At 32.0% G+C, this 25,497-nt stretch carries 22 protein-coding genes; 10 read left to right on the forward strand and 12 right to left on the reverse strand.

Annotated features, from left to right (window positions below; genetic code table 11):
- Positions 1 to 167: 167 nt before the first annotated feature.
- The 8 genes from B2U95_RS04905 to xrtF form a co-directional block, all read right to left on the reverse strand.
- On the reverse strand, positions 168 to 1,004 hold the full coding sequence (locus tag B2U95_RS04905; RefSeq protein ID WP_296313404.1) for a DUF2199 domain-containing protein: 837 nt from the start codon (positions 1,002 to 1,004) through the stop codon (positions 168 to 170).
- 198 nt (positions 1,005 to 1,202) lie between these two features.
- On the reverse strand, positions 1,203 to 1,820 hold the full coding sequence (locus B2U95_RS04910) for a hypothetical protein (protein WP_296313406.1): 618 nt from the start codon (positions 1,818 to 1,820) through the stop codon (positions 1,203 to 1,205).
- A gap of 33 nt (positions 1,821 to 1,853) precedes the next feature.
- On the reverse strand, positions 1,854 to 2,225 hold the full coding sequence (locus B2U95_RS04915; protein WP_296313408.1) for a heavy-metal-associated domain-containing protein: 372 nt from the start codon (positions 2,223 to 2,225) through the stop codon (positions 1,854 to 1,856).
- A gap of 44 nt (positions 2,226 to 2,269) precedes the next feature.
- On the reverse strand, positions 2,270 to 4,504 hold the full coding sequence (locus B2U95_RS04920; protein ID WP_296313410.1) for a TonB-dependent receptor: 2,235 nt from the start codon (positions 4,502 to 4,504) through the stop codon (positions 2,270 to 2,272).
- A complete protein-coding gene (locus tag B2U95_RS04925) occupies positions 4,501 to 5,226 on the reverse strand; it encodes a heavy metal translocating P-type ATPase (protein WP_296313411.1) in 726 nt (241 codons plus the stop codon). Before B2U95_RS04925 ends, B2U95_RS04920 begins: the two co-directional genes overlap by 4 nt.
- 77 nt (positions 5,227 to 5,303) lie before the next feature.
- A complete protein-coding gene (locus B2U95_RS04930; protein ID WP_296313412.1) occupies positions 5,304 to 5,720 on the reverse strand; it encodes an HYC_CC_PP family protein in 417 nt (138 codons plus the stop codon).
- A gap of 51 nt (positions 5,721 to 5,771) precedes the next feature.
- Positions 5,772 to 6,200, reverse strand: a complete 429-nt coding sequence (locus tag B2U95_RS04935; protein ID WP_414727664.1) for an exosortase F system-associated membrane protein — start codon at positions 6,198 to 6,200, stop codon at positions 5,772 to 5,774.
- Positions 6,193 to 6,744 carry an exosortase family protein XrtF gene (gene xrtF / locus B2U95_RS04940; protein WP_296313414.1) on the reverse strand — a complete coding sequence of 184 codons (552 nt, stop codon included), beginning with the start codon at positions 6,742 to 6,744 and terminating at the stop codon, positions 6,193 to 6,195. Before xrtF ends, B2U95_RS04935 begins: the two co-directional genes overlap by 8 nt.
- 94 nt (positions 6,745 to 6,838) lie before the next feature.
- Here xrtF and B2U95_RS04945 point away from each other — a divergent pair, with 94 nt between their 5' ends.
- The gene (locus B2U95_RS04945; protein ID WP_296313415.1) at positions 6,839 to 7,297 is read left to right on the forward strand and encodes a GAF domain-containing protein; all 459 of its coding nucleotides are present in this window, start codon (positions 6,839 to 6,841) and stop codon (positions 7,295 to 7,297) included.
- 8 nt (positions 7,298 to 7,305) lie between these two features.
- On the opposite strand, the gene B2U95_RS04950 is transcribed toward B2U95_RS04945, so the two are convergent.
- Complete coding sequence (locus B2U95_RS04950) at positions 7,306 to 8,559, reverse strand: ABC transporter permease (protein WP_296313417.1); 1,254 nt, start codon at positions 8,557 to 8,559, stop codon at positions 7,306 to 7,308.
- Between the two features lie 73 nt (positions 8,560 to 8,632).
- Positions 8,633 to 9,883 (reverse strand): ABC transporter permease, encoded by a 1,251-nt coding sequence (locus B2U95_RS04955; RefSeq protein WP_296313419.1) that lies wholly within the window; start codon positions 9,881 to 9,883, stop codon positions 8,633 to 8,635.
- A 144-nt stretch (positions 9,884 to 10,027) separates the two neighbouring features.
- Between B2U95_RS04955 and purH the strand changes: the two genes are divergently transcribed.
- From purH to rodA, 6 genes are all read left to right on the forward strand, one after another.
- Positions 10,028 to 11,557 (forward strand): bifunctional phosphoribosylaminoimidazolecarboxamide formyltransferase/IMP cyclohydrolase, encoded by a 1,530-nt coding sequence (gene purH, locus B2U95_RS04960; RefSeq protein WP_296313421.1) that lies wholly within the window; start codon positions 10,028 to 10,030, stop codon positions 11,555 to 11,557.
- 272 nt (positions 11,558 to 11,829) lie between these two features.
- Positions 11,830 to 12,858, forward strand: a complete 1,029-nt coding sequence (locus tag B2U95_RS04965) for a rod shape-determining protein (RefSeq protein WP_296313423.1) — start codon at positions 11,830 to 11,832, stop codon at positions 12,856 to 12,858.
- A gap of 10 nt (positions 12,859 to 12,868) precedes the next feature.
- The gene (gene mreC, locus B2U95_RS04970; RefSeq protein WP_296313425.1) at positions 12,869 to 13,690 is read left to right on the forward strand and encodes a rod shape-determining protein MreC; all 822 of its coding nucleotides are present in this window, start codon (positions 12,869 to 12,871) and stop codon (positions 13,688 to 13,690) included.
- Positions 13,683 to 14,189, forward strand: a complete 507-nt coding sequence (locus B2U95_RS04975) for a rod shape-determining protein MreD (protein ID WP_296313427.1) — start codon at positions 13,683 to 13,685, stop codon at positions 14,187 to 14,189. The genes mreC and B2U95_RS04975 overlap by 8 nt, the downstream gene beginning before the upstream one ends.
- Positions 14,186 to 16,126, forward strand: a complete 1,941-nt coding sequence (gene mrdA / locus B2U95_RS04980; RefSeq protein ID WP_296313429.1) for a penicillin-binding protein 2 — start codon at positions 14,186 to 14,188, stop codon at positions 16,124 to 16,126. The genes B2U95_RS04975 and mrdA overlap by 4 nt, the downstream gene beginning before the upstream one ends.
- Positions 16,127 to 16,129: 3 nt before the next feature.
- Positions 16,130 to 17,410: a rod shape-determining protein RodA gene (gene rodA / locus B2U95_RS04985; protein ID WP_296313431.1), complete on the forward strand. Its 1,281-nt coding sequence runs from the start codon at positions 16,130 to 16,132 to the stop codon at positions 17,408 to 17,410.
- Between the two features lie 349 nt (positions 17,411 to 17,759).
- On the opposite strand, the gene B2U95_RS04990 is transcribed toward rodA, so the two are convergent.
- Positions 17,760 to 19,196: an NADP-dependent isocitrate dehydrogenase gene (locus B2U95_RS04990; RefSeq protein WP_296313432.1), complete on the reverse strand. Its 1,437-nt coding sequence runs from the start codon at positions 19,194 to 19,196 to the stop codon at positions 17,760 to 17,762.
- A gap of 177 nt (positions 19,197 to 19,373) precedes the next feature.
- On the reverse strand, positions 19,374 to 22,004 hold the full coding sequence (locus B2U95_RS04995) for a valine--tRNA ligase (RefSeq protein ID WP_296313435.1): 2,631 nt from the start codon (positions 22,002 to 22,004) through the stop codon (positions 19,374 to 19,376).
- Between the two features lie 187 nt (positions 22,005 to 22,191).
- Here B2U95_RS04995 and B2U95_RS05000 point away from each other — a divergent pair, with 187 nt between their 5' ends.
- From B2U95_RS05000 to murB, 3 genes are all read left to right on the forward strand, one after another.
- Positions 22,192 to 22,617, forward strand: a complete 426-nt coding sequence (locus B2U95_RS05000; RefSeq protein WP_296313720.1) for a DUF1573 domain-containing protein — start codon at positions 22,192 to 22,194, stop codon at positions 22,615 to 22,617.
- 576 nt (positions 22,618 to 23,193) lie between these two features.
- Positions 23,194 to 24,384 carry a pyridoxal phosphate-dependent aminotransferase gene (locus B2U95_RS05005; protein WP_296313436.1) on the forward strand — a complete coding sequence of 397 codons (1,191 nt, stop codon included), beginning with the start codon at positions 23,194 to 23,196 and terminating at the stop codon, positions 24,382 to 24,384.
- Positions 24,384 to 25,397 carry a UDP-N-acetylmuramate dehydrogenase gene (murB, locus tag B2U95_RS05010; protein WP_296313721.1) on the forward strand — a complete coding sequence of 338 codons (1,014 nt, stop codon included), beginning with the start codon at positions 24,384 to 24,386 and terminating at the stop codon, positions 25,395 to 25,397. The genes B2U95_RS05005 and murB overlap by 1 nt, the downstream gene beginning before the upstream one ends.
- The last annotated feature ends 100 nt before the right edge of the window (positions 25,398 to 25,497 follow it).

A 25,497-nucleotide genomic window follows, 5' to 3' on the forward strand; every position in this document is an offset into this window, starting at 1 on the left:
TAAAATTATGTAGCCTTATTTCAAGACGGGTCAAAATGTTTTACAACGGGTTCGTGTATGGTTAGTTGCGTTGGCTAGCAACTAATTTAGCAAAAGAAAACGAACCAGAGGAAATTCCGAAGGAATTTCCAAGTAGGCGAGGACTGAGCAATTGATTATACACGTTGTTACCCAACGTTTTTCATCATTTCGTTTATCCGATTTTCTGCTTCTTTTTTTGAAATTCCGTTGTAATAATCTCTAACAAATTGATGATCAAAATCTTCATGTGGAAAAATTTCTGGTCTGTCATTTCCGCTTTTTGTCATTACATCGCACGGAATTGAAGACGTATCTCCATATTCAGCGATATTGCTACATAACCAACCAAAAAATCCAGTTTCGTAATTCAGATTATTGAAATTCTCTTTATAATCTAAATAACTTTTTTCGCTTAACGACACCCAAAGCCCATATTCCAGCGTTTCGCAAGCGTCATTTATTTTTTGAGTAAGAGTTACTCTTATAAATTTATCAACTTGGTCTTCGTGTTGAATTTCACAAAAGTCCGTGTCTAATTGTCCAATTTCCGACTTTTCATTATCAGAAAGACAATCGTAATTAGCTGGTGATTTAAAAGCCAAAGCAGGCCATTCCGAATGCACTTTTCCACATTCATTGCAACGAAATTCTTTTTCAGTTTTTATTCTGTTGAACAATTCAGTTTCGTTTCTCTTAAAAGGTGGTTGTGCTATAATTCCCTCCCAATGTTCATCTATTTCGGGGAATTTTTTTAGCAATTCATTCATAAAATCCCGCCAACCAATAAAATCTTCTGTTGTGATTGCTATTTTATTTTCAGCTTCGATATTAAGACAAATTTCATCAACTGTAAATCTATCAAATTTGAAACCAATTAGCTTGTCAATTTCATTCCATTCGAATTGAGTAATTTCTCCATTGTAATTAACGACAAATCCGTTTTCAGTCAATTCAACCTTTTCAATTCGTTTTTTATTTTTCAATTTTTTCCAAAACATTGTAGTCGGTTTTCAAATGTTGGGTAACAATTAAATATAGTTAATAACTAAATCCGCACTTTAGCAGTTGATTAACGAAGTTGGATGAAAAATTTCAAAAAGACAAATAATTTAATAAGATTACAAACCAAGTTCAGAACAAAAACTGGATAAAAAAAGCCTGAATTTAGATTCAGGCTTTTTTTATTTCTTAATTCTTAAGGAATTCCACATGAGCTTAATTAAATCTCGGCCACCATCTTCAACATCAAGATTTACATTAACATTCATTGTCATAATAAGCAAGCCTTCATCCTTTATGCCATGCGCGGCAATTTCATAGATTTCTCTTTCCCCTTTATATTCTAAAACAGCTTTTAAGATTTTAATAATTTCACCAGAAATTAATGTTTTTTCGTAGTCTTCACGCTTCATCGTGTAACCATAACTAACACTCTCTTTTGTCACTTCATTAAGCATCATTTCTTGAAGCATAGAAGGATTAAATGAATCGTACTTCTGAACAATAATACCAGAACCTCCTGCGGTAATTAACATTAATTGCTCTATACCTTCTTCTACAACAACTCTTGAAACTTTGTGCTTCTTCGTATATTTAAGCTGAAAGAAATCTTCATCTAATACAAGTGTGTCTTTTTTCTTAAGCTCAATTTCTACAGATTTCCCCTTAACTTTAATTTTTCGGCTACCATCTAGCTCCATTTCATAAGATTCGCCATCTATAGTGATAATGTAATCCTTTTGAGCACTTAGGTTGAGCACGTAAAAAAGTGAAATAATGAAAAACAAGTTAAGTTTCATAAAACTATTTTAAATGTTGGTTTATAGTAAATTCTAATTTCCTTTTGTTTTACCACCTTCATGATCTTTCTTAACATCTGCATCACGATACTTGCAACATGGGTGTACAGAATTATATTGCTCTTCGGTCGCTTTTATCTCCTTGGTATCATGACCAACAGCAGCTAAGTTTTTAGAAATTATTTTTATGTTCGTTTTACGAGCGTCAAAAATTAGTTTTAACTCATGCGTATCTACATTCCATACCGCAGACTTTACACCCTTAGTTCTTATTGAAGCTTTTTCGATACGCTCTTTACACATCTCACAAACACCATCGACTTCAATTGAAGTTTTTTCGTTTTTGTTTTGTGCAAATGCTAGTGTTGTTACTAATAACGTAAATATTAAAATTACTTTTTTCATGTTGTTTTATTTTTAATTATTAAGATTTCTGCTTTAGCAGGTATTTATTTTATTTTATAACGTAAGCCTGCGTAATACATACTTCCAAAAATTGGGCCATACACAAAGTTACTATCAAAATTTGAACCAAATGGATTATCTGGACTAATAATTGGATTGTCTTGCCTTACATTAGTTACATTTTCACCACCTAAATATACTTCAAATTTCGGAGAAAACACCTTTGTAACTTGGAGATTTAAGGTTCCTACAGTTGGCGAATAGTCATCTAATTGAAATTCTGTAGCACTCAACTCTGTACTCGGAAAACGTTGTGAATCTAGCCAATTATAAGTCGCATCAAATTTCCAATGCGCTCCATTTTCTTTTTCAACTGTTTCATAAGAACCGTTAACAAATACACGATTTTGGGGTATTAATGGTTTTTCTAATTGGCCAGATGTGTAGTCCGTTTTAATATCATAATGCTTGTAGGCTGTTCTTAAATCGAAACCTTCAAATACGTTATAATTAAATTCAAACTGAAAACTATTGGCATAGCTATCACCTTCAAGATTATAAAAGTTCACTTCAAACGGGTTTTCCCAATCGACAACAATTTGATTCTGAAAATCGGTTCTGTAAAAATCTAGAGTAATATCTGCTTTTCTGTCAAATAGATTAAAGCCTTGCAAATAACTTACACCATAGTTCCAAGCAATTTCAGGATCTAAACCATAAATTTTTCCACCTGCATTTGTAATATTTATTTGCCTAGAACTCGAAAACATGTTCTGATTCTCAGCAAAAATATTAGCACTTCGCTTACCTCTACCCACAGAAAATCGCAATGCAGATTTCTCCCAAGGCGTGTAGCGTAAGTGAAAACGTGGAGTTATAAAGAAACCAAGCCTATTGTGTTGGTCTGCTCTTAGACCTACTGTAAAGGTTAATTTATCTAAGTTATCGTAAGCATATTCAAAAAAAGCACCTACTGAATTCTCTGTACGCTCGTAAGTATCTGTATTTACGACTTCATTATAATGATCGTAAGTAAAACTCAGACCTGTCTTTACCTTATGCCTAGAATCGGAAATAATACTATTATAAACCAAGTTTGAATAGAAACTGTTGTGTTTAATATCATAGGTATTCAAACCAAAATAAGACTCTTGCTTATGGTGACTAAAAGCGGTCTGAAACCCTAAGCTTTGGTAAGGTATAGCTGGGTTTACATAGCCTAATTTAGTAGTTACCTCAAAACGCTCTGTATCGATTTCACTTCCCCAAAAGTTAGTTGTACCTCTATCACGCTCTGGATTAAAATCTACTTGACCAGACTGTGTGTTATCATTAAGGTATCTCAAGTTAATAAAGCTCACAACACCTTTTTCTCCATTAGTGTACTGCCAACGATTCATCACATTTATTTGTTTCTTTAAAGGAACATCTAAGAATGAATCATCGTTTCTATCGAACTTCTGATCTCTTAAATTACCATGTAGATACAAACCTGTACTCCACTTATCGGACACCTTTTGATTTATATGCGTATTTAACTCTAAACGACCATTTGCACCAGCATAAGCGTTAACAAATAACCTATCGTCAGTTGTTGGCTTAACCATTTCTGCATTAATTTGACCTGCGATACTTTCAAAACCATTAACCACACTACCAGATCCTTTTGTAATCTGAATACTTTCTACCCAAGTACCCGGAATAAAACTCAATCCATAAGCTTGTGATGCACCTCGAATTGCAGGCACATTTTCAGTTGTAATTAAAATATACGGTGAATCTAATCCCAACATCTTAATTTGTCGTGTACCTGAAACAGCATCTGCAAAATTAACATCTATAGACGGATTGGTTTCAAAACTTTCTGACAGATTACAACAGGCTGCTTTTAACAATTCGTCACTACTTACAAAAAGCGTATTAGCTGCTCTTAAGTAAGATCTCGATGTCGCTTTTTTCCTAGAGGTTACCGTTACGGCATCTAACTCGTCTGACGCTTGTAACACATGCTTAATATATTTATTCTCTGTTACTGTTATGGTATCCGTTTTAAAACCAACATAACTAATAACAAGCTTACTATATGAGAATTTATAAGGTAGTGTAAATGAACCATCTTCATTAGTTATTGTACCTACGGTAGAGTTTGCCCAATACACATTAGCACCTGGCAAAGGACTTTCTTTAGCACTACTCGCTTCTAATACAACGCCTTCTAATTGTTCTTGAGAAACTGCAAACAAAGGCAGCATCAGACATAAAACTATTAACTTTTTCATAAACTCATAGTTTTAAATAGCATTATTATTGCCATTGTTATCATTATTGTATTCTCTATAAATGTGGCTTTTGTCATTGGTAGTTTTAAAGCTGTACCTAGACAAGCACATTGAATTGATTTTTTGTTGAGTAACGTTTTGGTAACTCCAAACGTTGTAATACCCAAAACTATTAGTGTAACTATTAGTGCGATATCCGTTTGAAAACGGAATAAAAACATAAGACCTAAAGCAACTTCAATAAAAGGATAAACCCAACCATAGGCCGGAATCGCTTTTGTAAGAGGATCGTACATTTTAAAGCTATTGGAAAAGCCTTTAAGATCTAATAATTTAAAAAAGCTAAAAACGATATAAAATAGGCCCATAAAATCAAGCATAAAACCACTCGTATCCCAAGGGTTTCTATTTAATAATAAAGCTGCTATTATGAGGTAACTTATAATTAAAAATAATGGAAACAGTTGCTTTAATTCACTTTGACTTTTAGTTTCAGTACTATTAAAACTATTTGCCTCTATTTTTTCTGAAATTTTAAATTTGTCTGAAAGCACATTTTGAAGAGTTTTGAGGTCTAAATGTGTTTTCATGCTTATGATTGCTTCCTTAGCTTCAAGATTTACAGAAATATTTTCAATATTTGGGAGTACTGAAAGTGATTCTTCGACCGAAGATTTGCAACCGTTACAGGTCATACCTGAAACGTTATATGTATGTTTCATTTGTTTATTTAATTTTGAAATTTTAATACTTAAGTAGTATCTAGTTATAGACACTGAATCTTAAAATATTAGGTGAATCAAATTAAATAGGACTCATCTAAGACTTGTATGTCTTTAATGAGTAAAGGTGGTAAGTAATCATCTTTTGGAATAACCGAAGACAGTATGTCTTCAAAACGGTTTAAGTATATATAACTAAATGAAAAGAGTAATTGTTTTTGTATATCTTCTAAGTCTTCAAACGAATTGATTGTTAATTGGCTCAAACCTTCTATAACTTCTATTTCGTCCTTACAACACGATTTTTTTGATATGTCCGTTTTATCAAAAACAGAAACAGTATCGTCTGTACATTTTTCAATCTCAGTAAATACAGCAACATCAATCAACACATCTCCACAAAAATGCTTTTCTATCGTTAAAGAAAACGTAGAAAACAAAACCAAAAGCGATAATGCAATTGAAAAGACTTTATATGCTACTGAAAATTTCACAGTGCAAACCTACAAAATAATTAAATATCTAACTTTGCTATTAGACTATTATTAACGTTTTAAGTTATGATAATAAAATGCTGGAAGTAATATTAATATTAGAATTGGTTGAATTAAAAACCGTCTAAGATTAAAGAATAAATAATAATCTTCTTGCCTCGGATTAATTACAAAATACAGAAATGGAATTATTAAAAATACATAAGCTGCAGCATATATTAAAACTGAAAATTTAATGATACCATTATCTTTAAATACTAGGTATAAAATTCCTAACGAAGCTAATGCATTAAACAAATATCTTAGGGTTGTATAAAACACAAGTTTAGCAACTTCTCGCCTTGGATTATCCATATATAGATAGTCGTTTTCAAAAAAGGTAAGATAGGGATCATAGAATAACACATCTTCAAATACACGTATGCAGACTAGCACAACAAATAAAATAGCAACACATATGTAGCGCATTAATTTAGACATTGCTTTTTATGTTTTTAGAAAACCTATTAACCCAAAACATCCAAAGTAAGAAAACAGTACCATAAATAAATAATGGAAAAATAACAGTATGAAGCACTTCTCGTCTCCATGGGTAATGAAATAAACCTACAGATAAAATAACAATACGGATAAGATTAAACGTATAGATAATAATACTACCTGCCAGACAATACATTATAGTTGTTTTAAATTTACTTGCAAAAGCTGTAATAAATGCTATAAATAATATAATTATACTCGCCGCATTACAACCCTCTATAACTCTAGCTACATATTTTCCATTAATTATAACTTTTATTGAAGGCTCATTAGGGTGTGGTAAAACACTTGCATTATAACCAATACTATTTAGTAGGGAATTAGTTTGGTTTGCTACCAAATTTGTAATATAATCTGGGTAAAATTCAGAACTATTAGATAAATCTAAATATAGATTATACGCATAAATCAACACTATATAAACCCCTGAAAAAGTGATTATAAATCTAATTACTAGTTTATATTGTTTTAATAACTCCCTCAAAAAAATAAGTAATGTTAGTTTGATGTTAAATTTATAAAAACTGCATTTTATAACTGTACATTTTGAATACTTTTACAAAAATTTTTATAAATCGATGACGCTGCAAGAATTAAAGCCTAAAATAAAATCAATTATTAAAGAAGAAAACCTGAGTATTGACGAACGTTTATTGAATATCTGCGAAATCCTAGAAGCACATATCGAATACTATAACTGGGTAGGTTTTTATTTTAAAAATGGTGACAAAGACGAGCTTAAGCTTGGACCTTATGTTGGGGAGCCAACAGATCATACCATAATACCATTTGGAAAAGGAATTTGTGGGCAAGTCGCTGTTACTAATCAGAATTTTGTAGTGCCAGATGTTACTGCTCAAGACAACTATATTGCATGTAGTATTACGGTAAAAGCTGAAATTGTAATTCCTGTTTTTATTAATGGAGAAAACATTGGCCAAATAGACATTGACTCTAATACACCAGATCCTTTTACAGAAGCAGATGAGCGTTTCTTAGAATTTGTTTGCAAGGAAGTTGCAAAACTAATGGCTTAGACAATAGACTATATACCTGTTCTAATGGCTTCAACAGGATCTAAACGCGATGCAGAAAGAGCAGGAATGACTCCAGATATTAATCCTATAAACGATGCTATAAGAAAGCCTATTAGCATATTTTTTAATGATAATATAAATTCAAAATCATCAGAAAAGCTATTACCAGCTAATGTCCCTAGCCAAACTAATAATAAACCAATAAGTCCACCAACTACAGCTAATATTACTGCTTCAAATAAAAATTGAAATAAAATAAATCGGTTTTTAGCACCTAAAGACTTTTGAATTCCAATAAGATTGGTACGTTCTTTTACACTAACAAACATAATATTTGCAATACCAAAACCTCCAACAAGTAATGAAAAGCCACTGATAATCCAACCTATAAGATTCATTGTACCAATAATTCCATCGATGGTATCTTGTAACCCAGCTATAACAGTTACAAAAAATGAATCTATTTCATCTGGTTTTAAACCTCGTTTGTTTCTTAATACTTGTGAGATCTCTGCCTTTAAACCTTCTATATCAGCATCCTCTTTAGGCTTAATAATTACAATATTGCTAAAGTTCTTATTATTATCACCAAATCTATTTCTTACATAATTAGCTGGTAAAAAAATAGAAACGTCATTACTATCTCCAAAAAGCCCTGAGCCCTGTTTTTTAACCACTCCAATTACGGTGAATTTTTGACCATACAGTCTTACCTTTTTTCCAATAGGCTCAAATTCTCCAAACAATGATTTTGCTATTTCAGAACCAATAACAACGACTGGTCTACCTGCATTAGACTCTGACTCTGTATAAAATCTACCTTTGTCAAATTCTAACACTTGAATATCTGTAAACTCATTTGAAACTACTACTGTATTAACACTACTGACGAGCTCAGATTCATACCTTATATTTTCGCGTTTCACAAACAATTGAAAAGCGACATCTTCTGCTCCTGATAGATTAGATTTAAGATACTTATACTCATTAAAGGATATTTGGTCAAACTGTTCTCGTTTCCAACGTGGTACATCAGTTGGTCCAAAAGAAAAACTTGCCAAATACATGGTGTTACTGTCTAAAGAATTTAGTTGAGATTTAATTTGTTTATCTAATGAATCTACAGCTGCTAAAACCGCAATAATAGAGAAGATACCAATAGTAACGCCTAAAAGAGACAAGAACGTCCTGAGTTTATTATTTCGCAAAGCATTAAAAGCAAAAGCAAAACTCTCGTTAAATAAACGTATATATAAAAACATTAGCCATTTCTTATTTGGATTTGAAAGATAATAGCTTTTATATAATTATCGTGTTACAAAAAGTATAAATATATTACATACCAGTTCTTATAGCTTCAACAGGATCTAAACGCGAGGCCGTAATTGCTGGGATTATTCCTGAAACTAGACCAATAATTGTGGAAAGAAAAAAGCCTAAGAACATATTTCCAAAAGATAATATAAACTCAAAATCTTCTACGACTCCATTCATAACGAGAGATATTATGTAGACAAAAAATAAGCCTACTAATCCACCAACAACAGCAAGAATTGTTGCTTCAAATAAAAACTGAAATAGAATAAATCTATTCTTGGCACCTAATGATTTTTGAATTCCTATAAGATTAGTTCGCTCCTTTACACTAACAAACATAATATTAGCAATGCCAAAACCACCTACTAACAATGAGAATCCGCTAATAAGCCAACCTGCTCCATTTAACACAGAAATAATCTCATCTATTAAAGTCATTAAACCAGCTATTTTATTTACAAAAAAATCATCCTCTTCATCTGCTTTTAACCCACGAAACACTCTTACTTTTTGTTTAAGAATTTGCTCAAAACCAGCCAAATCTACTCCTGCTTTTGGCTTAATAGCTACTGCACCTGGCAAACCACCAATACCTCCATTTTTAAAACGTCTTACAAAATTTGCTGGTACAAAGGCTTTATCATCTGGCGAATCTCCAAAGCCTGCTCCTATCTTTTTTAAAGTTCCTATAACTGTCAATTTTCTTCCATAAACACGAATTTGTTTTCCAACTGGGTTTGTGTTAGCAAATAGGTTTTCTGCTAAATTAGAGCCAATAACAATCACAGGCGCACCTGTATCAGATTCTAATTCAGAATAAAAACGACCTTCTTCAAGTTTTAAATCATCAATTTCATATATGCCGTAAGAAACTGGTGTTACATTAACGTTAGCTAAAGTTTCTGCCTGATATCTTATAGTCTCACTACCTCCAAATATAACATAAGCAGATGCTTCTATACCTGGTATATTACGCCTAATAAATTCATAATCGTCGTAGCCAGTTTGAGGGTAATTATCCCGTTTCCAGCGTGGCACATCTGTTGGCCCAAAAGAATATTTAGAAATGTAGATTGTATTTTTGTCTAAACCAGACAAACTATCTTTTATGTTTCTCTCCAAAGAATCTACAGCTGCGAGAACTGATATAATTGAAAAAATACCAACAGTAACTCCTAGTAAGGATAAAAATGTTCGTAATTTATTATTTCTAAGTGCATTTAATGCAAAAGAAAAACTCTCTTTAAAAACTCTTAAATAGACAAGCATAGACTGGTAAGTTTACCGTATTATATTTATAAGACGTTTTCAACAATTCATTGTTACAAAAAACTTAAACAAAGTGCTTTTTACACTAAGAACTTCATTACGAATATCCTTATTTTTGCGGCATATAAATTACAACACAACACTATGAGCAATAAAACCATTTCATCTGCACTAATTTCCGTTTTCAGTAAAGATGGATTAGAACCAATTGTAAAAAAATTAAACAATCTTAATGTTACCATATATTCTACAGGTGGTACAGAAAAATTTATAAAAGATTTAGGAATAGATGTTGTCCCAGTAGAGGATGTTACATCCTATCCTTCTATTCTTGGTGGTCGTGTAAAAACATTGCATCCTAAAGTATTTGGCGGTATTCTTAATCGTCAAAATCATGCAGGTGATGTTGCAGAATTGGCAGAGTTTGAAATTCCGCAAATAGATGTTGTTATTGTTGACTTATACCCTTTTGAAAAAACAGTAGCATCTGGAGCAAGCAACCAAGATATTATTGAGAAGATTGATATTGGCGGCATCTCATTAATTAGAGCTGCAGCCAAAAATTACGAAGACGTTACTTGTGTATCTTCTGTAAATGATTATTCAGATTTTTTAGACTTATTAGAAGCTAAAAATGGAGAGACCTCTAATGAAGATAGAAAACAATTTGCAGCCAAAGCGTTTAATATATCTTCTCATTACGATTCTGCTATTTTCAACTACTTTAATAAAGGCCGTGAGATTGCTTCTTTAAAAATTTCCGAAACTGAAGGTAAAGTTTTACGTTATGGAGAAAACCCACATCAAAAAGGATTTTTCTTTGGTGAATTTGATGCTGTTTTCACAAAACTTCATGGAAAAGAATTAAGCTATAACAATCTTTTAGATGTTGATGCCGCTGTAAATTTAATGTTAGAGTTTAAAAACGACGCACCAACTTTTGCTGTTTTAAAGCATAATAATGCTTGTGGTTTAGCTCAACGCGACACATTACACCAAGCTTATGTAGATGCTTTAGCTGGTGATCCGGTTTCTGCATTTGGTGGTGTTTTAATTAGTAATTCTGAAATTGATGCGGCTACTGCAGAAGAAATTCATAAATTATTCTGTGAAGTTGTAATTGCACCATCTTTTTCTTCGGAGGCTTTAGAAATTCTTAAAGGGAAAAAGAATCGCATACTCTTAATTTTAAAAGACATTGAAATGCCTAAAACCAATGTAAGAAGTTGTTTGAATGGTGTTTTAGTACAAGACAGAAATAACATTACAGACACACTTGAAAGTTTAAAATCTGTAACAAATAATACAGCTACTTCAAACGAATTAGACGATTTAATATTTGCTTCAAAAATTTGTAAACACACAAAATCGAATACCATTGTTTTAGCTAAAAATAAACAGCTTTTCGCAAGTGGAACAGGGCAAACAAGTAGAGTTGACGCTTTAAACCAAGCGATTCATAAAGCAAAATCATTTAACTTTGATTTAGACGGAGCCGTTATGGCGAGCGACGCATTTTTCCCATTCCCTGATTGTGTAGAAATTGCAGATAATGCAGGTATTACTGCTGTTATTCAGCCAGGTGGATCTATTAAAGACGAATTGAGCATTAATTATTGCAATGCTAATAATATTACTATGGTATTTACAGGAACACGTCATTTTAAACATTAAACAAATTCCTTTGAAAAAGGAATCTCATACCAAGGCTTCGGTAATATTTAGATGTTTTTAAACGATAGAAAATAGACTTATTTTGTACTAATTTCGAGGATATAGTTCTAGAAAATGTTTATGTTAAATTTGTACCTTATTCAATTCAAAATAAAAAACAAAAATAATCACGCAATAAACGTCTATTGTCATTGAAATATCGTATAATTTATTACATTTACATATAGTCGTAAAAAGAAGACTAGAATAACCCAAATAATTAAGAATAGCACATGGGATTTTTTGATTTCCTAACGGAAGAAATAGCCATTGATTTAGGAACCGCAAATACTCTAATAATACACAACGACAAAGTTGTTGTTGATAGCCCTTCTATAGTAGCAAGAGACAGAATTAGTGGTAAAATTATTGCCGTTGGTAAAGAAGCCAAAATGATGCAAGGTAAAACGCACGAGAATATTAAAACCATTCGTCCATTAAAAGACGGTGTGATTGCAGATTTTGATGCCTCTGAACAAATGATTAGTTTGTTTATTAAGAACATTCCTGCTTTAAAGAAAAAATTCTTCAACCCAGCTTTAAGAATGGTTGTCTGTATACCGTCTGGTATTACAGAAGTAGAGATGCGAGCAGTAAAAGAATCTTGTGAGCGTGTTAACGGAAAAGAAGTGTATTTAATACACGAGCCTATGGCAGCAGCTATAGGTATTGGTGTAGATATTATGCAACCTAAAGGAAACATGATTGTTGATATAGGTGGTGGTACTACAGAAATTGCTGTAATTGCTCTTGGTGGTATTGTTTGTGATAAATCTGTAAAAGTTGCAGGTGATGTCTTTACAAACGATATTATTTATTACATGAGAACGCAACATAACTTGTATGTTGGAGATAGAACTGCTGAAAAAATAAAAATACAAATTGGTGCTGCTACTGAAGATTTAGAGTTGCCACCAGAAGATATGAGCGTTCAAGGACGTGATTTACTAACAGGGAAACCTAAACAGGTTCAAATTTCATATAGAGAGATAGCTAAAGCTTTAGATAAATCAATTTTAAGAATTGAAGATTCTGTAATGGAAACACTTTCACAGACTCCTCCAGAATTAGCTGCAGATATTTATAACACAGGCATTTATTTAGCAGGTGGTGGATCTATGCTAAGAGGTCTTGATAAACGTCTCTCACAGAAAACAGATTTACCAGTTTATATTGCTGAAGATCCTTTAAGAGCTGTTGTTAGAGGCACTGGTATTGTTCTTAAAAACTTACCTAAATACAAAAGCGTATTGATTAAATAAAGCGTAAATAATGCAACAAATTTTTAATTTTGTTATTAAAAACAAAACATTTCTGTTGTTTTTACTGCTTTTTGGTATTTCGCTTGCCTTAACCATTCAATCCCATTCTTACCACAGAAGTAAATTTATTAATTCTGCCAATGGATTAACTGGTGGTGTTTATGGAACATTCAACTCAATTGACAAGTACTTTGATTTAAACGATCAAAATGAAATTTTAGTTGAAGAAAATAAACGGTTGAGACAAATCATCTATAATTATAAAACAGACACAGATTCTTCTTATATAGATTCTACATTCATAAGCTCTAAATATAGAGTTACAGTTGCCAATGTTTATAAAAATAGTTACTCTTTAAGTAATAATTATCTTACTATAAATAAAGGTGAAAAAGACAGTATAAGGGAAGATTTTGGTGTTATTACATCTAAAGGAATCATCGGTATTATAGATAACACCTCTAAAAGTTATGCTACAGTTCTATCTATTCTAAATAAAAAAAGTAGAATTAACGCAAAGTTAAAAGCGACAAGACATATTGGATCACTTAAATGGAATGGTAACTCTCCGCTATATGTTCAGCTCGTAGATGTTTCAAATTTCGCTCCCGTTAAAGTTGGTGATACCATAGAAACAGGTGGAGAATCAACTATTTTCCCAAAAGGTATTGGGATTGGAATTGTTGAGAGTTACGATACAGATATTATTGGAGATACTTATACAATTCAGGTAAAGTTATTTAATGATATGTCAAATATTGGGACAGTCTATATATTAGAAAATTTAGACAAAAAGGAAATTGAAACTTTAGAGAATAGTGTTAATGAATAATGTAGCAGCAACACATATAATTAGATTCATACTGCTACTTCTAGTACAAGTACTTATCTGTAATAATATTAACTTTTTAGGGTATGTTAATCCATACGTTTATATCGTTTTTATATTATTATTTCCAATTAGAGATACTAGACTTACCCTTTTATTAGTTAGTTTCTTATTGGGTATGCTTGTAGATATGTTTTCAGATTCTGGAGGTGTGCATGCAGCAGCATCTGTTGCTTTAGCCTATTCTAGACCAGTAATTCTTAAAAGCTCTTTTGGTATGCTCTATGAGCATCAAAGTATAAAGTTTAGTAATACTGACATCGGTAACTTAATCACTTATGTTACATTGGCAACTATACTACATCATTTTATTCTATTTGCGTTAGAAATTTTTAACATCTCAAGTGTAATTTTAATACTTAAGAAAACGTTATTTTCTACTATTTTCACTGTAATAGTTAGTGTACTAATAATAATTCTTTTTAGCCGAAATCGAAAATGAGAAAATTACTACTCTTAACGTCTACCGTTTTAGTTGGTCTTGTTTTTATTGCGCGCTTATTTTACCTTCAAGTTTATAGTAATACTGCTTATAATATATTTGAAGACAGTGCTATTAAAAAAGAATTCAATTATCCGAAACGTGGCTATGTATACGACAGAAACGGAAAACTATTAGTAGCCAATCAACCTTCTTATGATGTTATGGTAATTCCGAGAGAGGTTGAACCATTAGACTCAACAGATTTTAAAGAATTCTGCAGGTTATTAAAAATAACAAAAGAAGATTATATAAAAAAACTAAAGAGAGCGACTAACTATTCACCAAGATTACCATCACCATTTGTACCTCAACTTTCAAAAAAAGATTATGCAGTACTACAAGAAACGATGCGAAAATATCAAGGTTTTTATATTCAAAAAAGATCTTTAAGATCCTATCAGACTACAATAGGAGCTAATGTTTTAGGAGATATTGCTGAAGTAAATCGCCGTATTATAGCAGAACAACCCTATTACAAACTTGGGGATTTAATTGGTAATCTGGGTGTTGAAAAAACGTATGAAAATACATTACGAGGAGTAAAGGGGATTAAATTTATTCAGAAAGATCGTTTCAATAAAAATATTGGACCTTATAAAGACGGTATTTATGATACGTTGCCAAAACCAGGAAAAGATATTACAATTACAATAGATACTAATCTCCAAGCTTATGGTGAGTTATTAATGAAAAATAAGCGTGGTGGTATTGTTGCAATTGAACCTAATTCTGGTGAGATTTTAGCTATGATATCGGGACCTTCTTACAATCCTAATTTACTAGTTGGAAGAGATCGTTCTAAAAATTTCTCGAAGTTATATAGAGATAGTATAGCGAAACCTTTGTTTGACAGAGGACTACAAGCCATGTACCCACCTGGTTCTCCTTTTAAAACACTTAATGCTTTAATCGCATTACAAGAAGGAGTTGTTACCACTGAAGAACGTTTTAGTTGCTCTATGGGTTATCGCTACGGAAATAGAAAAATGGGATGTCATGCCCATAGAAGTCCTGTGAATATGAATCTTGGTATATATCAATCCTGTAACGCATACTTCGCCAATGTCTATAGAAGGATAATAGATAAATATGACTCACCTGCGGAAGGTATGGATAACTGGAGTAACCATATAAAGAGCTTTGGATTAGGTGGTTATCTAAATAACGATTTATCTGTTGGTCAACCAGGTAAGATACCAAATGCTGCCACTTACAACAGAGCTTATGGTGAAAACAAATGGTATACCACCTTTACTATTTCTAATGCTATTGGTCAAGGTGAGGTTTTAGCAACACCAATTCAGTTGGCTAACATGGCTGCTGCAATTGGTAATCGCGGTTATTATTATACTCCTCATATTATTAAAAACATAGAAGGAGATACTGTCCCTAATGCATACACTACACCTAAGTATACCACTATAGATAAACGGCATTTTGAACCTGTAGTACAAGGTATGTTTGACGTTTACAATAAAGGAACTGCTTCAACCTTACAAGTTAAAGGCATAGAAATATGTGGTAAAACTGGTACTGCAGAAAATTTTACTATTATAGATAGTGTAAAAACACAATTGACAGATCACTCTATTTTTGTTGCTTTCGCACCCAAAGACAATCCTCAAATAGCGATTGCTGTTTTTGTAGAAAATGGCTACTTCGGAAGTCGTTTTGCAGGCCGAATGGCAAGTTTGATGATTGAACGCTATATCAATGGTGAAATAACGCGTACTGACATGGAGAATTTTGTACTAAGGCATTCCTTAGAGCACGAATATAAAAAACCATATTCTAATGAACCATTTGGAATTAATAGACAAACAAAATTAGTTCCTATTGATGAGAAAGAGTTTCATAATATTTTAAAGCTTAAAGCAGAAATCCCTAAGTCGTAGAAAATGCTAAGAGAAAATCAAAGACGTTTTAGATTCGACTGGCTCACCATAATTCTATTTTTATTATTAGTAAGTTTTGGCTATCTAAATATTTTATCTGCATCTCACGTTGGCGAGATAACTAGTTATTTTGACACCTCACAACTATATGGTAAACATCTCATATTTTTGGGTTTAACATTTGTTCTAATTATTCTTATTCTTTCATTTGAAGCAAAGTTTTACGAACGGTTTGCGAGTATTATATATGTCATAGCCATTTTAGCGCTAGTAGGCTTATTTATATTTGGAAAAGATGTTAATGGTGCGCGTTCTTGGTATGGGATTGGTAGCATGACGATTCAGCCTAGTGAATTTGCTAAATTTGCTACAGCACTTGCAGTAGCCAAGTACATAAGTGACATGCAAACTAATATGCAAACGCTTAAAGATCAATTAAAAGTTGTTGCGATTATCTTTACTCCTGCTATACTTATATTACTTCAAAATGATGCTGGTAGTACCATTGTTTATCTCGCATTTTTCTTTGTGTTTTATAGAGAAGGGTTACAACAAATCTATTTAGTCGTTGCATTATCGCTGATAGCAATAACTGTTTTGGCTTTAAAATTTGGAGTATTAATCGCTTCGCTAGTCGCATTATTGGCACTATTAGCCAGATATTTTCTTAGAAAAAAGAAACGTGCATCTATTTTACAATATCTTTTAGTTTTAGGTATTTGTGTAGGCTTTTCTTATGGTATAAAAGCATTCTACGAACATGGACTAAAAGCACACCAACAAAACAGAATTAGTTTATGGCTGAGATTAGAAAAAGATCCTGCTAAGTTGGAACTAATGAAGAAACGTGAAGCATATAACCTTATTCAATCAGAACAAGCAATAAGCTCTGGCGGATTAACAGGCAAAGGCTTTTTACAAGGCACTAGAACAACAGGTAAATTTGTGCCAGAACAACACACTGATTATATTTTTAGTACTGTTGGCGAAGAATGGGGGTTTTTGGGTAGTGTGTTTGTAGTGCTATTATTTCTGACACTAATTATTCGGATTTTATATTTAGCTGAATCTCAAAAATCACAATTTAGTCGGGTTTATGGCTATGGAGTTGCTTCAATATTCTTTGTTCATTTTACAATTAATACTGGTATGGTGATGGGACTAATACCGACAGTCGGAATCCCTTTACCGTTTTTTAGTTATGGAGGCTCCGGACTCTGGGGTTTCACTATTTTACTATTTATTTTTGTAAAACTGGATAGTAATAAGATTAATGAATGGTAAATAAAAAGACAACCAAATATGGGAATATTTTTGTTATTCTAATAATCAATATTTTGTAATTTTTTATTCTTTAAACCTAATAGACATTATATAAAAAAAAGACACCAATCACTGGTAGTAATAGTAATAATATTAACTAATAACCTTACTTATAAGTTTCCTGCGATCTTTGCACAACGTTGCACAGAAACATTATAATCCGTATAATCAGTATCTAACAACCTATCAATAAATTTACCAATTATGTATCTACCAAAATCATGGTGTCTTTGTATATTATTTATATCTTAAAAATCTACTAACTAACTCAAATTTAACTCTAGGATATAAACACTAACATATGTTATGTCTATTGCCCTTGGCCTAATGAGTAGCCTCTTACACCATCAAAAGTGTATAAGTTTTCTGTTTTAATGGCATCAATATTATTCTCGATTGCCGATTGTAAAATATTAATTATTTTTTCTTTAGATAATTCTTGACCTTCTTTAGAAAGATATCTACACCTCCAATGGTCCGTACAGAATGTTTCATCGAAACCATTTGGCCAAACCTTAACTCCTCTATTTGTAATTAAAGAAAGCTCTAATTCATCATTATTTAATTTCTTCAGTTCTTCTGCCAATATGTTTGCATCATAACCATTCCAATCTACAAACAAATCTACACCTACAACTTTTTTAGTTTTAGAAGGCTTTCTTTGATATCTTGGTAAAACTAAAGGAGTATTATCTTCATAAAAGACTTCTGGCAATTGCTTAGGTGTTTTGCCTAAATTAGCAATTACAGCTTCAGCAAACTCTTTAGTTCCAACACGCCTAATACTCATTATTGGATCATATATATCGTTAGTATGCACACCATCTTCTATAGTTTTTAGCCATGCATTTTGAACCTTTTCAGCAACAGTATTTTGTCCAACATGATTAAGCATCATAACTGCTCCGTTTATTAAACCAGATGGATTAGCTACATTTTTACCAGCTATATCTGGCGCAGAGCCATGAATAGCTTCAAACATAGAACATTCCTCACCAATATTTGCAGAACCAGCTAAACCTACAGATCCTGTAATTTGAGCCGCAATATCTGATATGACGTCTCCATATAAATTAGGCATAACAATAACATCAAAATTTTCTGGTGTATCTGCAACTAATGCCGCTCCTATATCAACTATCCAGTGCTCATTTATAATGTCTGGGTAACGTGAAGCTATTTCATCAAAGACTTGGTGAAACAAACCATCTGTTTGCTTCATAATATTATCTTTAGTAAAACATGTTACCTTTTTTCTACCGTATTTTTTTGCATATTCAAAAGCATACGTTACAATCTTTTCACAACCAGGTCTACTAATTAATTTAAGACATTGCACAACTTCATCAGTCTGCTGATGCTCTATACCTGCATATAAATCTTCTTCATTTTCTCTTATGATGACCACATCCATATCAGGATGTTTAGTAGTAACAAAAGGATATAAACTTCTACATGGTCTAACATTAGAATACAATCCTAACGTTTTACGTATAGTTACATTAAGACTTTTATACCCACCTCCTTGAGGTGTTGTTATTGGAGCTTTAAGAATCACTTTATTTCTTCTTATAGTTGCCCAAGCTTCATCTGTAATTCCGGTTGAACTTCCAGAGAGATAAACTTTTTCTCCAACTTCAATTTCTTCAAAAGTTAAATCTGCTCCGGCAGCGCTAAGAATGCTAAGTGTAGCATCCATAATTTCTGGGCCAATTCCATCTCCTTTTGCTAGTGATACTTTTATCATAATTTGCAGTAGTTTTTATTGCACCGCAAAAATCACTATAAAAAATCATATACTTTTATATATGTTTTTTATATAAATCATTAACATATCTTATATATGTGATAAAAACGTAGGTTTTAACTAAAGACTTCCTAAAAAAAGCTATGAATCAACATCCGTTATTTTAAGAGTTTTTAACTATTTTAAGCTGATTAAGCTACTTTTTAAAGTTTCAATCTTAGCTAACGCATCAGCTTCTTTCTTCTTTTCTGAAGCTACTACTTGTATTGGCGCACCTGCAACAAAACGCTCATTAGATAATTTTTTCTGAACAGATTTCAAAAACCCTTCTGTATAATTCAATTCTTCTATGAGTTTTTTAATTTCTGATTCTATATCAATACTACCTTCCATAGGAATGAAGTATTCATTAGATTTTACACGATAGGTTAAAGCACCTTCAAGAGCTTCAGTCAAATATTCGAAAGTCTCTAAGTTTCCTAGTTTTGAGATAATCTCGTCAAACGTATTTGCTACATTTTCATTATTCACTACAGAAAATGCTATTGCGTCTTTAAAAGCAATATTCTTTTGCTTTCTTATGTTTCTTAGACCTGAAATTACTTCTGAAGCAAAGTCGAACTCAGAAATTAAGGTTTCATTAATTGGTTTAGCTTCTGGCCATTTTGAAATAATTAAAGCGTTTTCTGGTGAGCGCTCCTTTATATACTGCCAAATATCTTCAGTAAGAAATGGCATAAATGGATGTATTATTTTAAGGTTATCTTCAAAAATAGACATCAATCTATTATAGGTTGCTGCGTCTATTGGTTGTTGATATGCTGGTTTTACCATTTCTAATAACCAACCACAAAAATCATCAAAAATAAGTTTGTAGATAGTCATTAATGCATCACTTAATCTGTATTTACTAAAGTGATCTTCGATTTCTACTAATGCTGCTTGAAATTTAGCTTCGTACCACTCTAAAGCTATTTTACTAGATTTTGGTTGTTTTATATCTTTAACTTTCCAAAGTGTTGTTAGTTGAAATGCGTTCCATATTTTATTACCAAAACCTCTACCTTGTTGACAAAGCGATTCATCAAACATTAAATCGTTTCCTGCGGCAGAACTTAAAAGCAAGCCAACTCTAACGCCATCTGCTGTATATTCTTCAATTAGCTTTAAAGCATCAGGAGAATTCCCTAAAGATTTAGACATTTTACGACGTTGTTTATCTCTAACTAATCCTGTTAGATAAACGTTTTCAAAAGGGCGTTCATCTTTATATTCATAGCCAGCAACAATCATACGTGCTACCCAGAAAAACAAAATATCTGGACCAGTTACTAAATCATTAGTTGGGTAATAATATTTTATTTCTTCATTTTCAGGATTTCTGATACCATCAAAAACACTCATAGGCCATAACCATGAACTAAACCAGGTATCTAAAGCATCTGTATCTTGTTTTAAGTCTGAAATTTGAAGCTCAGAGTTTGAAGTTTTTGCTCTTGCAAGTTTAACTGCTTCTTCAATATTTTCTGCTACTACAAAATCTTCTTTTCCATCTCCATAGAAATATGCCGGAATTTGTTGTCCCCAAAGTAACTGGCGCGAGATATTCCAATCGCGAATATTCTCCATCCAATGGCGATACGTATTTTCAAATTTCTTTGGAAATAGTTTTACATCACCAGTTTTTAAAACGGCATCAATAGCAGGTTTTGCCAAATCTTCCATTTTCAAAAACCATTGATCACTCAATCGTGGTTCTATAACTGCTTTTGTACGCTCAGAAGTTCCTACTTTATTTATGTGATTTTCTGTTTTTACTAAGATTCCGTCAGCTTCTAATTCTTTAACTACTGCTTTTCTAACTACAAAACGATCTTGACCTTCATAATGCAACCCGAAGCTATTTAAAGAAGCATCGTCATTAAAAATGTCTATAACTTCTAGTTGATGCTTATCGCCTAAAACTTTATCATTTTCATCGTGCGCAGGTGTTACTTTTAAACAACCTGTTCCAAACTCAACATCTACATACTCATCTTCAATAATAGGAATAACACGCCCGCAAATAGGAACAATAGCTTTCTTTCCTTTTAAATGTGTAAAACGTTCGTCATTAGGATTAATACAAATTGCAGTGTCACCAAAAATAGTTTCGGGACGTGTTGTTGCTATAGTAAGCTTTTCGTCACTTCCTTCAATTTTATATTCTAAATAATAAAGTAAACCTTGTTTTTCAACATGAATCACTTCTTCATCAGATAGTGTTGTTTTTGCTTCTGGATCCCAATTCACCATTCGGTAACCTCTGTAAATCAGACCTTTATTATGTAAATCTACAAACACTTTAATTACAGCTTCAGACATATCATCATCCATCGTAAACTTGGTACGATCCCAATCGCAAGAACATCCTAATTTTTTAAGTTGTTCTAAAATAACTCCACCATATTCTTCTGTCCAATCCCAAGCATGTTTTAAAAATTCGTCTCTCGTTAAATCATTTTTATCAATGCCTTGTTCTTTTAATCTCGCAACTACTTTTGCTTCAGTAGCAATTGAAGCATGATCTGTACCTGGAACCCAACAAGCATTTTTACCTAATAAACGAGCACGACGAATTAATACATCTTGTATCGTATTGTTAAGCATATGTCCCATGTGTAATATTCCAGTTACGTTTGGTGGAGGAATTACAATGGTATAAGGTTCTCTTTCGTCTGGTTTAGAGTGAAAGTAATTGTGCTGCATCCAGTAGTCATACCACTTATTTTCTACTGAAGATGCATTGTATTTAGAAGGAATATCCATGTTTGGTATTGTTTTTGACCTATAACTTGTAAAAGTACTTATAATTCCTTTTTTGAAATAGTATTAGTGCAAGAATATGGGTTCAAAAGCCATAAATTCTGTTAAATGAAGTGTATTACGTCTAATAAATTTTGTTTGGAATGAAAAAGTAACTAGCTTTGAATAATAGATTTAAAAAATTAAAATGATGAAAAATTTAATAGCAATATTATTTGTAGGACTAATTAGTATCGGATCATACGCTCAAGAAAAAGTAGCAAAGATTGAGTTTAAGACTGATATCATTGACTATGGTACCATAGAGAAAGGTTCTAATGGAATAAGAGTATTTGAGTTTACTAATACAGGTAATGCGCCTTTAATAATATCTAGTGTAAAGTCTACTTGCGGGTGCACAGTACCTAAAAAACCTGAAGGTCCAATTATGCCTGGTAAAACTGGTGAAATTGAAGTAAAATATGACACTAATAGAGTAAACCCTATAAGAAAAACCATTACAGTAATTTCTAATGCTGAAACTCCAACAGTTGCACTAAAAATTAAAGGTTTAGTAATAGACCCTAATAAAACTAGTGTTTTAGAAAAAAAAGAAAAAAGTATGATTGAGCAATAAAAAATCAATCTATATAATATTATAATAAGCTCTCAAATTATTGGGAGCTTATTTTTTTTTTCAAAAGCATTAACTAGCTTAAATTTAAAAGTTTTAGAAACTCCTTTTCTTTCTATTTTAAGACGAACGACAACACCTTTACCTCAATATAATATTTGAAAGCTTATAATTATATGCAGGTTTGCCATTAATATTTATAAGCACACCACCTATTTGTTGACTTACCTTAAAAGCATTTGAAAATGGTCTTATTTCTACTATTTTATATACTGGCTTCAAGGACATTATGTAGTTTAAAACAGTAATCTTTTTTAATTAAACTATTAGATTTGTTTTCGTTAGGACTTAACAAATTAATTTCATTACTAATACCCTGTCTTAATTCAAAACCGTCTTGCACACAATTAACTTGATATCCTGACAAGAAAAACACTAAAATAATATAGTGGAATAACAGCTTCAATATGAACTATGTTTTACTGAAATTACAAATCTTTATCTTTAATGATTATTTTACCATTATTTTTTTAGTAAACTTTAAGAAATTTCGGAACTTAGCTTCCTAAAACTAACGCTATGCCTAGTATTTCAAAAAAAGGAATTAACATGCCTGAGTCACCAATTAGAAAATTGGTGCCTTTCGCTGAAGAAGCTCAAAACCAAGGCAAGACTGTCTATTACCTAAACATAGGACAACCAGACATTAAAACGCCTGCCGTTGCTTTAGATGCTGTTAAAGTACATTCCTTAGATATTTTAGCATATTCTCGTTCTGAAGGTTCTGAAAATTACAGAATAAAGATTGCTAAATATTACAAACGCAATTCAATCGAAGTTACTCATAAAGATATTATCGTTACAACTGGTGGTAGTGAAGCTCTATTATTTGCTTTCGGAAGCATCATGGATGAGCACGATGAAATTATAATCCCTGAGCCTTTTTATGCAAATTACAACGGATTCTCAACTGCATCTGGTGTAAAAGTAGTTCCTGTTATTTCTAAAATAGAAGATAATTTCGCATTACCACCTATTGAAGAATTTGAGAAACTAATAACACCAAAAACTAAAGCTATATTAATCTGTAACCCTGGCAATCCGACTGGGTATCTTTATTCTAAAGAAGAAATAAAAAAACTCGCTGCAATAGTTAAAAAATACGATTTATTTTTAATAGCAGATGAGGTTTATAGAGAGTTTGTATATGATGGTATTTCTCATTATTCAATTCTACAAGAAGAAGGCCTAGAAGAACATGCTATTGTTATAGATTCTGTATCTAAACGTTACAGTATGTGTGGTGCTCGTATAGGTTACTTAGTATCTAAAAACAAAGACGTTATGAAAACGGCTTTAAAGTTTGCACAAGCAAGACTTAGCCCACCCACTCTAGCTCAGATAGCTAGTGAAGCTGCATTAGATACACCACAAAGTTATTTTGATGATGTTATAGAAGAATATGTAAAACGAAGAGATATCCTAATTGAAGGTCTAGAAAAAATCGAAGGTGTAAAAGTTGCTAAACCCAACGGAGCCTTTTACTGTATTGCAGAATTGCCAGTAAAAAACACGGATGATTTTGCAAAATGGCTTTTAAAATCTTTCGATTTTGAAAACAACACTATAATGGTTGCTCCTGCTGCTGGTTTTTATTCTACACATGGAGTTGGTTTAAACCAAATTCGTATCGCATATGTTTTAAATGAAGCTAGTTTGAAAATTTCGATAAAAGTACTAGAAGAAGCCCTAAAAGTTTATAAAGACTAATTATGATTAATCACAATGTTTCCCTAAAACAGTTTAATACTTTTGGTATTGATGTAAATGCTGAATCTTATTGTGATATAGACTCATTAGAAAATTTAAAAACTATATTAAAAGAGCAATATACCAGTCCCTTTTTTATATTAGGTGGCGGGAGTAATATGCTACTAACTAAAGACATAGATTCTTTGGTTCTACATATAAATCTTAAAGGAATAACAGTTGTTGATGAAACAGAAGATACTGTAATTGTAAAAGCTAATGCTGGAGAAAACTGGCATGAATTTGTATTGTGGTGCATAAATCACAATTTTGGTGGAGTTGAAAACCTTTCATTAATTCCAGGTAATATTGGTACTGCACCAATTCAAAATATAGGTGCTTACGGTGTTGAGCTTAAAGATGTTTTTGTTAGCTGTGAAGCCATTAATATAGAGGATCAATCCAACAGAACATTTAAGAAGTTAGATTGTAAATTCGGCTACCGCGAATCTATATTTAAACAAGAATTAAAAGGCCAGTATATCATTACAAGTGTGAATTTTAGACTCACAAAAAGTAATCACCAATTACGTTTAGATTATGGCGCGATTAAAACAGAGTTAGCTGCGTTAAAAATAAAAAAACCGACGATTAAAACTATTTCTACAGCGGTTATAAATATTAGGCAAAGCAAATTACCAGACCCAAAAGACATAGGTAATAGTGGAAGTTTTTTTAAAAACCCAGTAATTTCGATAGAACAACTTAAGGACTTAAAAATTAACTTTCCAGATGCACCTTCTTATAAACTATCTGATCAAGAAGTTAAAGTTCCTGCTGGTTGGCTAATTGAAAAATCAGGCTTTAAAGGCAAGCGATTTAAAGATTACGGAGTACACAATAAACAAGCCTTAGTTTTAGTTAATTATGGTAATGCAAAAGGAACAGATATCTATGCTTTGGCTAAGCTTATTCAAAAAACAGTAAAGCGTATTTTTAATATTAATATAGATACCGAAGTGAATATTCTATAAAACAAAAGCCATAATATTAATTATGACTTTTGTTTTATAGAATAATCTTAGTTTGCTATTAATCTGTCCCTATTGAGATCTTGAAGAAAAATTATTCTAT

The sequence above is a fragment of the Winogradskyella sp. UBA3174 genome (assembly GCF_002364335.1).
Taxonomy (GTDB): Bacteria; Bacteroidota; Bacteroidia; order Flavobacteriales; family Flavobacteriaceae; genus Winogradskyella.

Coding starts and splice junctions, on each gene's coding strand:
- B2U95_RS04935 (WP_414727664.1), bottom strand. CDS start 6,200: ATGTCTAAATTAATGCGCTACATATGTGTTGCTATTTTATTTGTTGTG.
- B2U95_RS04990 (WP_296313432.1), bottom strand. CDS start 19,196: ATGATAAAAGTATCACTAGCAAAAGGAGATGGAATTGGCCCAGAAATT.
- B2U95_RS04995 (WP_296313435.1), bottom strand. CDS start 22,004: ATGGATATTCCTTCTAAATACAATGCATCTTCAGTAGAAAATAAGTGG.
- B2U95_RS04925 (WP_296313411.1), bottom strand. CDS start 5,226: ATGAAACATACATATAACGTTTCAGGTATGACCTGTAACGGTTGCAAA.
- B2U95_RS04965 (WP_296313423.1), top strand. CDS start 11,830: ATGGGATTTTTTGATTTCCTAACGGAAGAAATAGCCATTGATTTAGGA.
- rodA (WP_296313431.1), top strand. CDS start 16,130: ATGCTAAGAGAAAATCAAAGACGTTTTAGATTCGACTGGCTCACCATA.
- B2U95_RS04950 (WP_296313417.1), bottom strand. CDS start 8,559: ATGTTTTTATATATACGTTTATTTAACGAGAGTTTTGCTTTTGCTTTT.
- B2U95_RS04910 (WP_296313406.1), bottom strand. CDS start 1,820: ATGAAACTTAACTTGTTTTTCATTATTTCACTTTTTTACGTGCTCAAC.
- B2U95_RS05005 (WP_296313436.1), top strand. CDS start 23,194: ATGCCTAGTATTTCAAAAAAAGGAATTAACATGCCTGAGTCACCAATT.
- B2U95_RS04945 (WP_296313415.1), top strand. CDS start 6,839: ATGACGCTGCAAGAATTAAAGCCTAAAATAAAATCAATTATTAAAGAA.
- B2U95_RS05000 (WP_296313720.1), top strand. CDS start 22,192: ATGAAAAATTTAATAGCAATATTATTTGTAGGACTAATTAGTATCGGA.
- B2U95_RS04915 (WP_296313408.1), bottom strand. CDS start 2,225: ATGAAAAAAGTAATTTTAATATTTACGTTATTAGTAACAACACTAGCA.
- B2U95_RS04955 (WP_296313419.1), bottom strand. CDS start 9,883: ATGCTTGTCTATTTAAGAGTTTTTAAAGAGAGTTTTTCTTTTGCATTA.
- B2U95_RS04975 (WP_296313427.1), top strand. CDS start 13,683: ATGAATAATGTAGCAGCAACACATATAATTAGATTCATACTGCTACTT.
- B2U95_RS04920 (WP_296313410.1), bottom strand. CDS start 4,504: ATGAAAAAGTTAATAGTTTTATGTCTGATGCTGCCTTTGTTTGCAGTT.
- mrdA (WP_296313429.1), top strand. CDS start 14,186: ATGAGAAAATTACTACTCTTAACGTCTACCGTTTTAGTTGGTCTTGTT.
- purH (WP_296313421.1), top strand. CDS start 10,028: ATGAGCAATAAAACCATTTCATCTGCACTAATTTCCGTTTTCAGTAAA.
- mreC (WP_296313425.1), top strand. CDS start 12,869: ATGCAACAAATTTTTAATTTTGTTATTAAAAACAAAACATTTCTGTTG.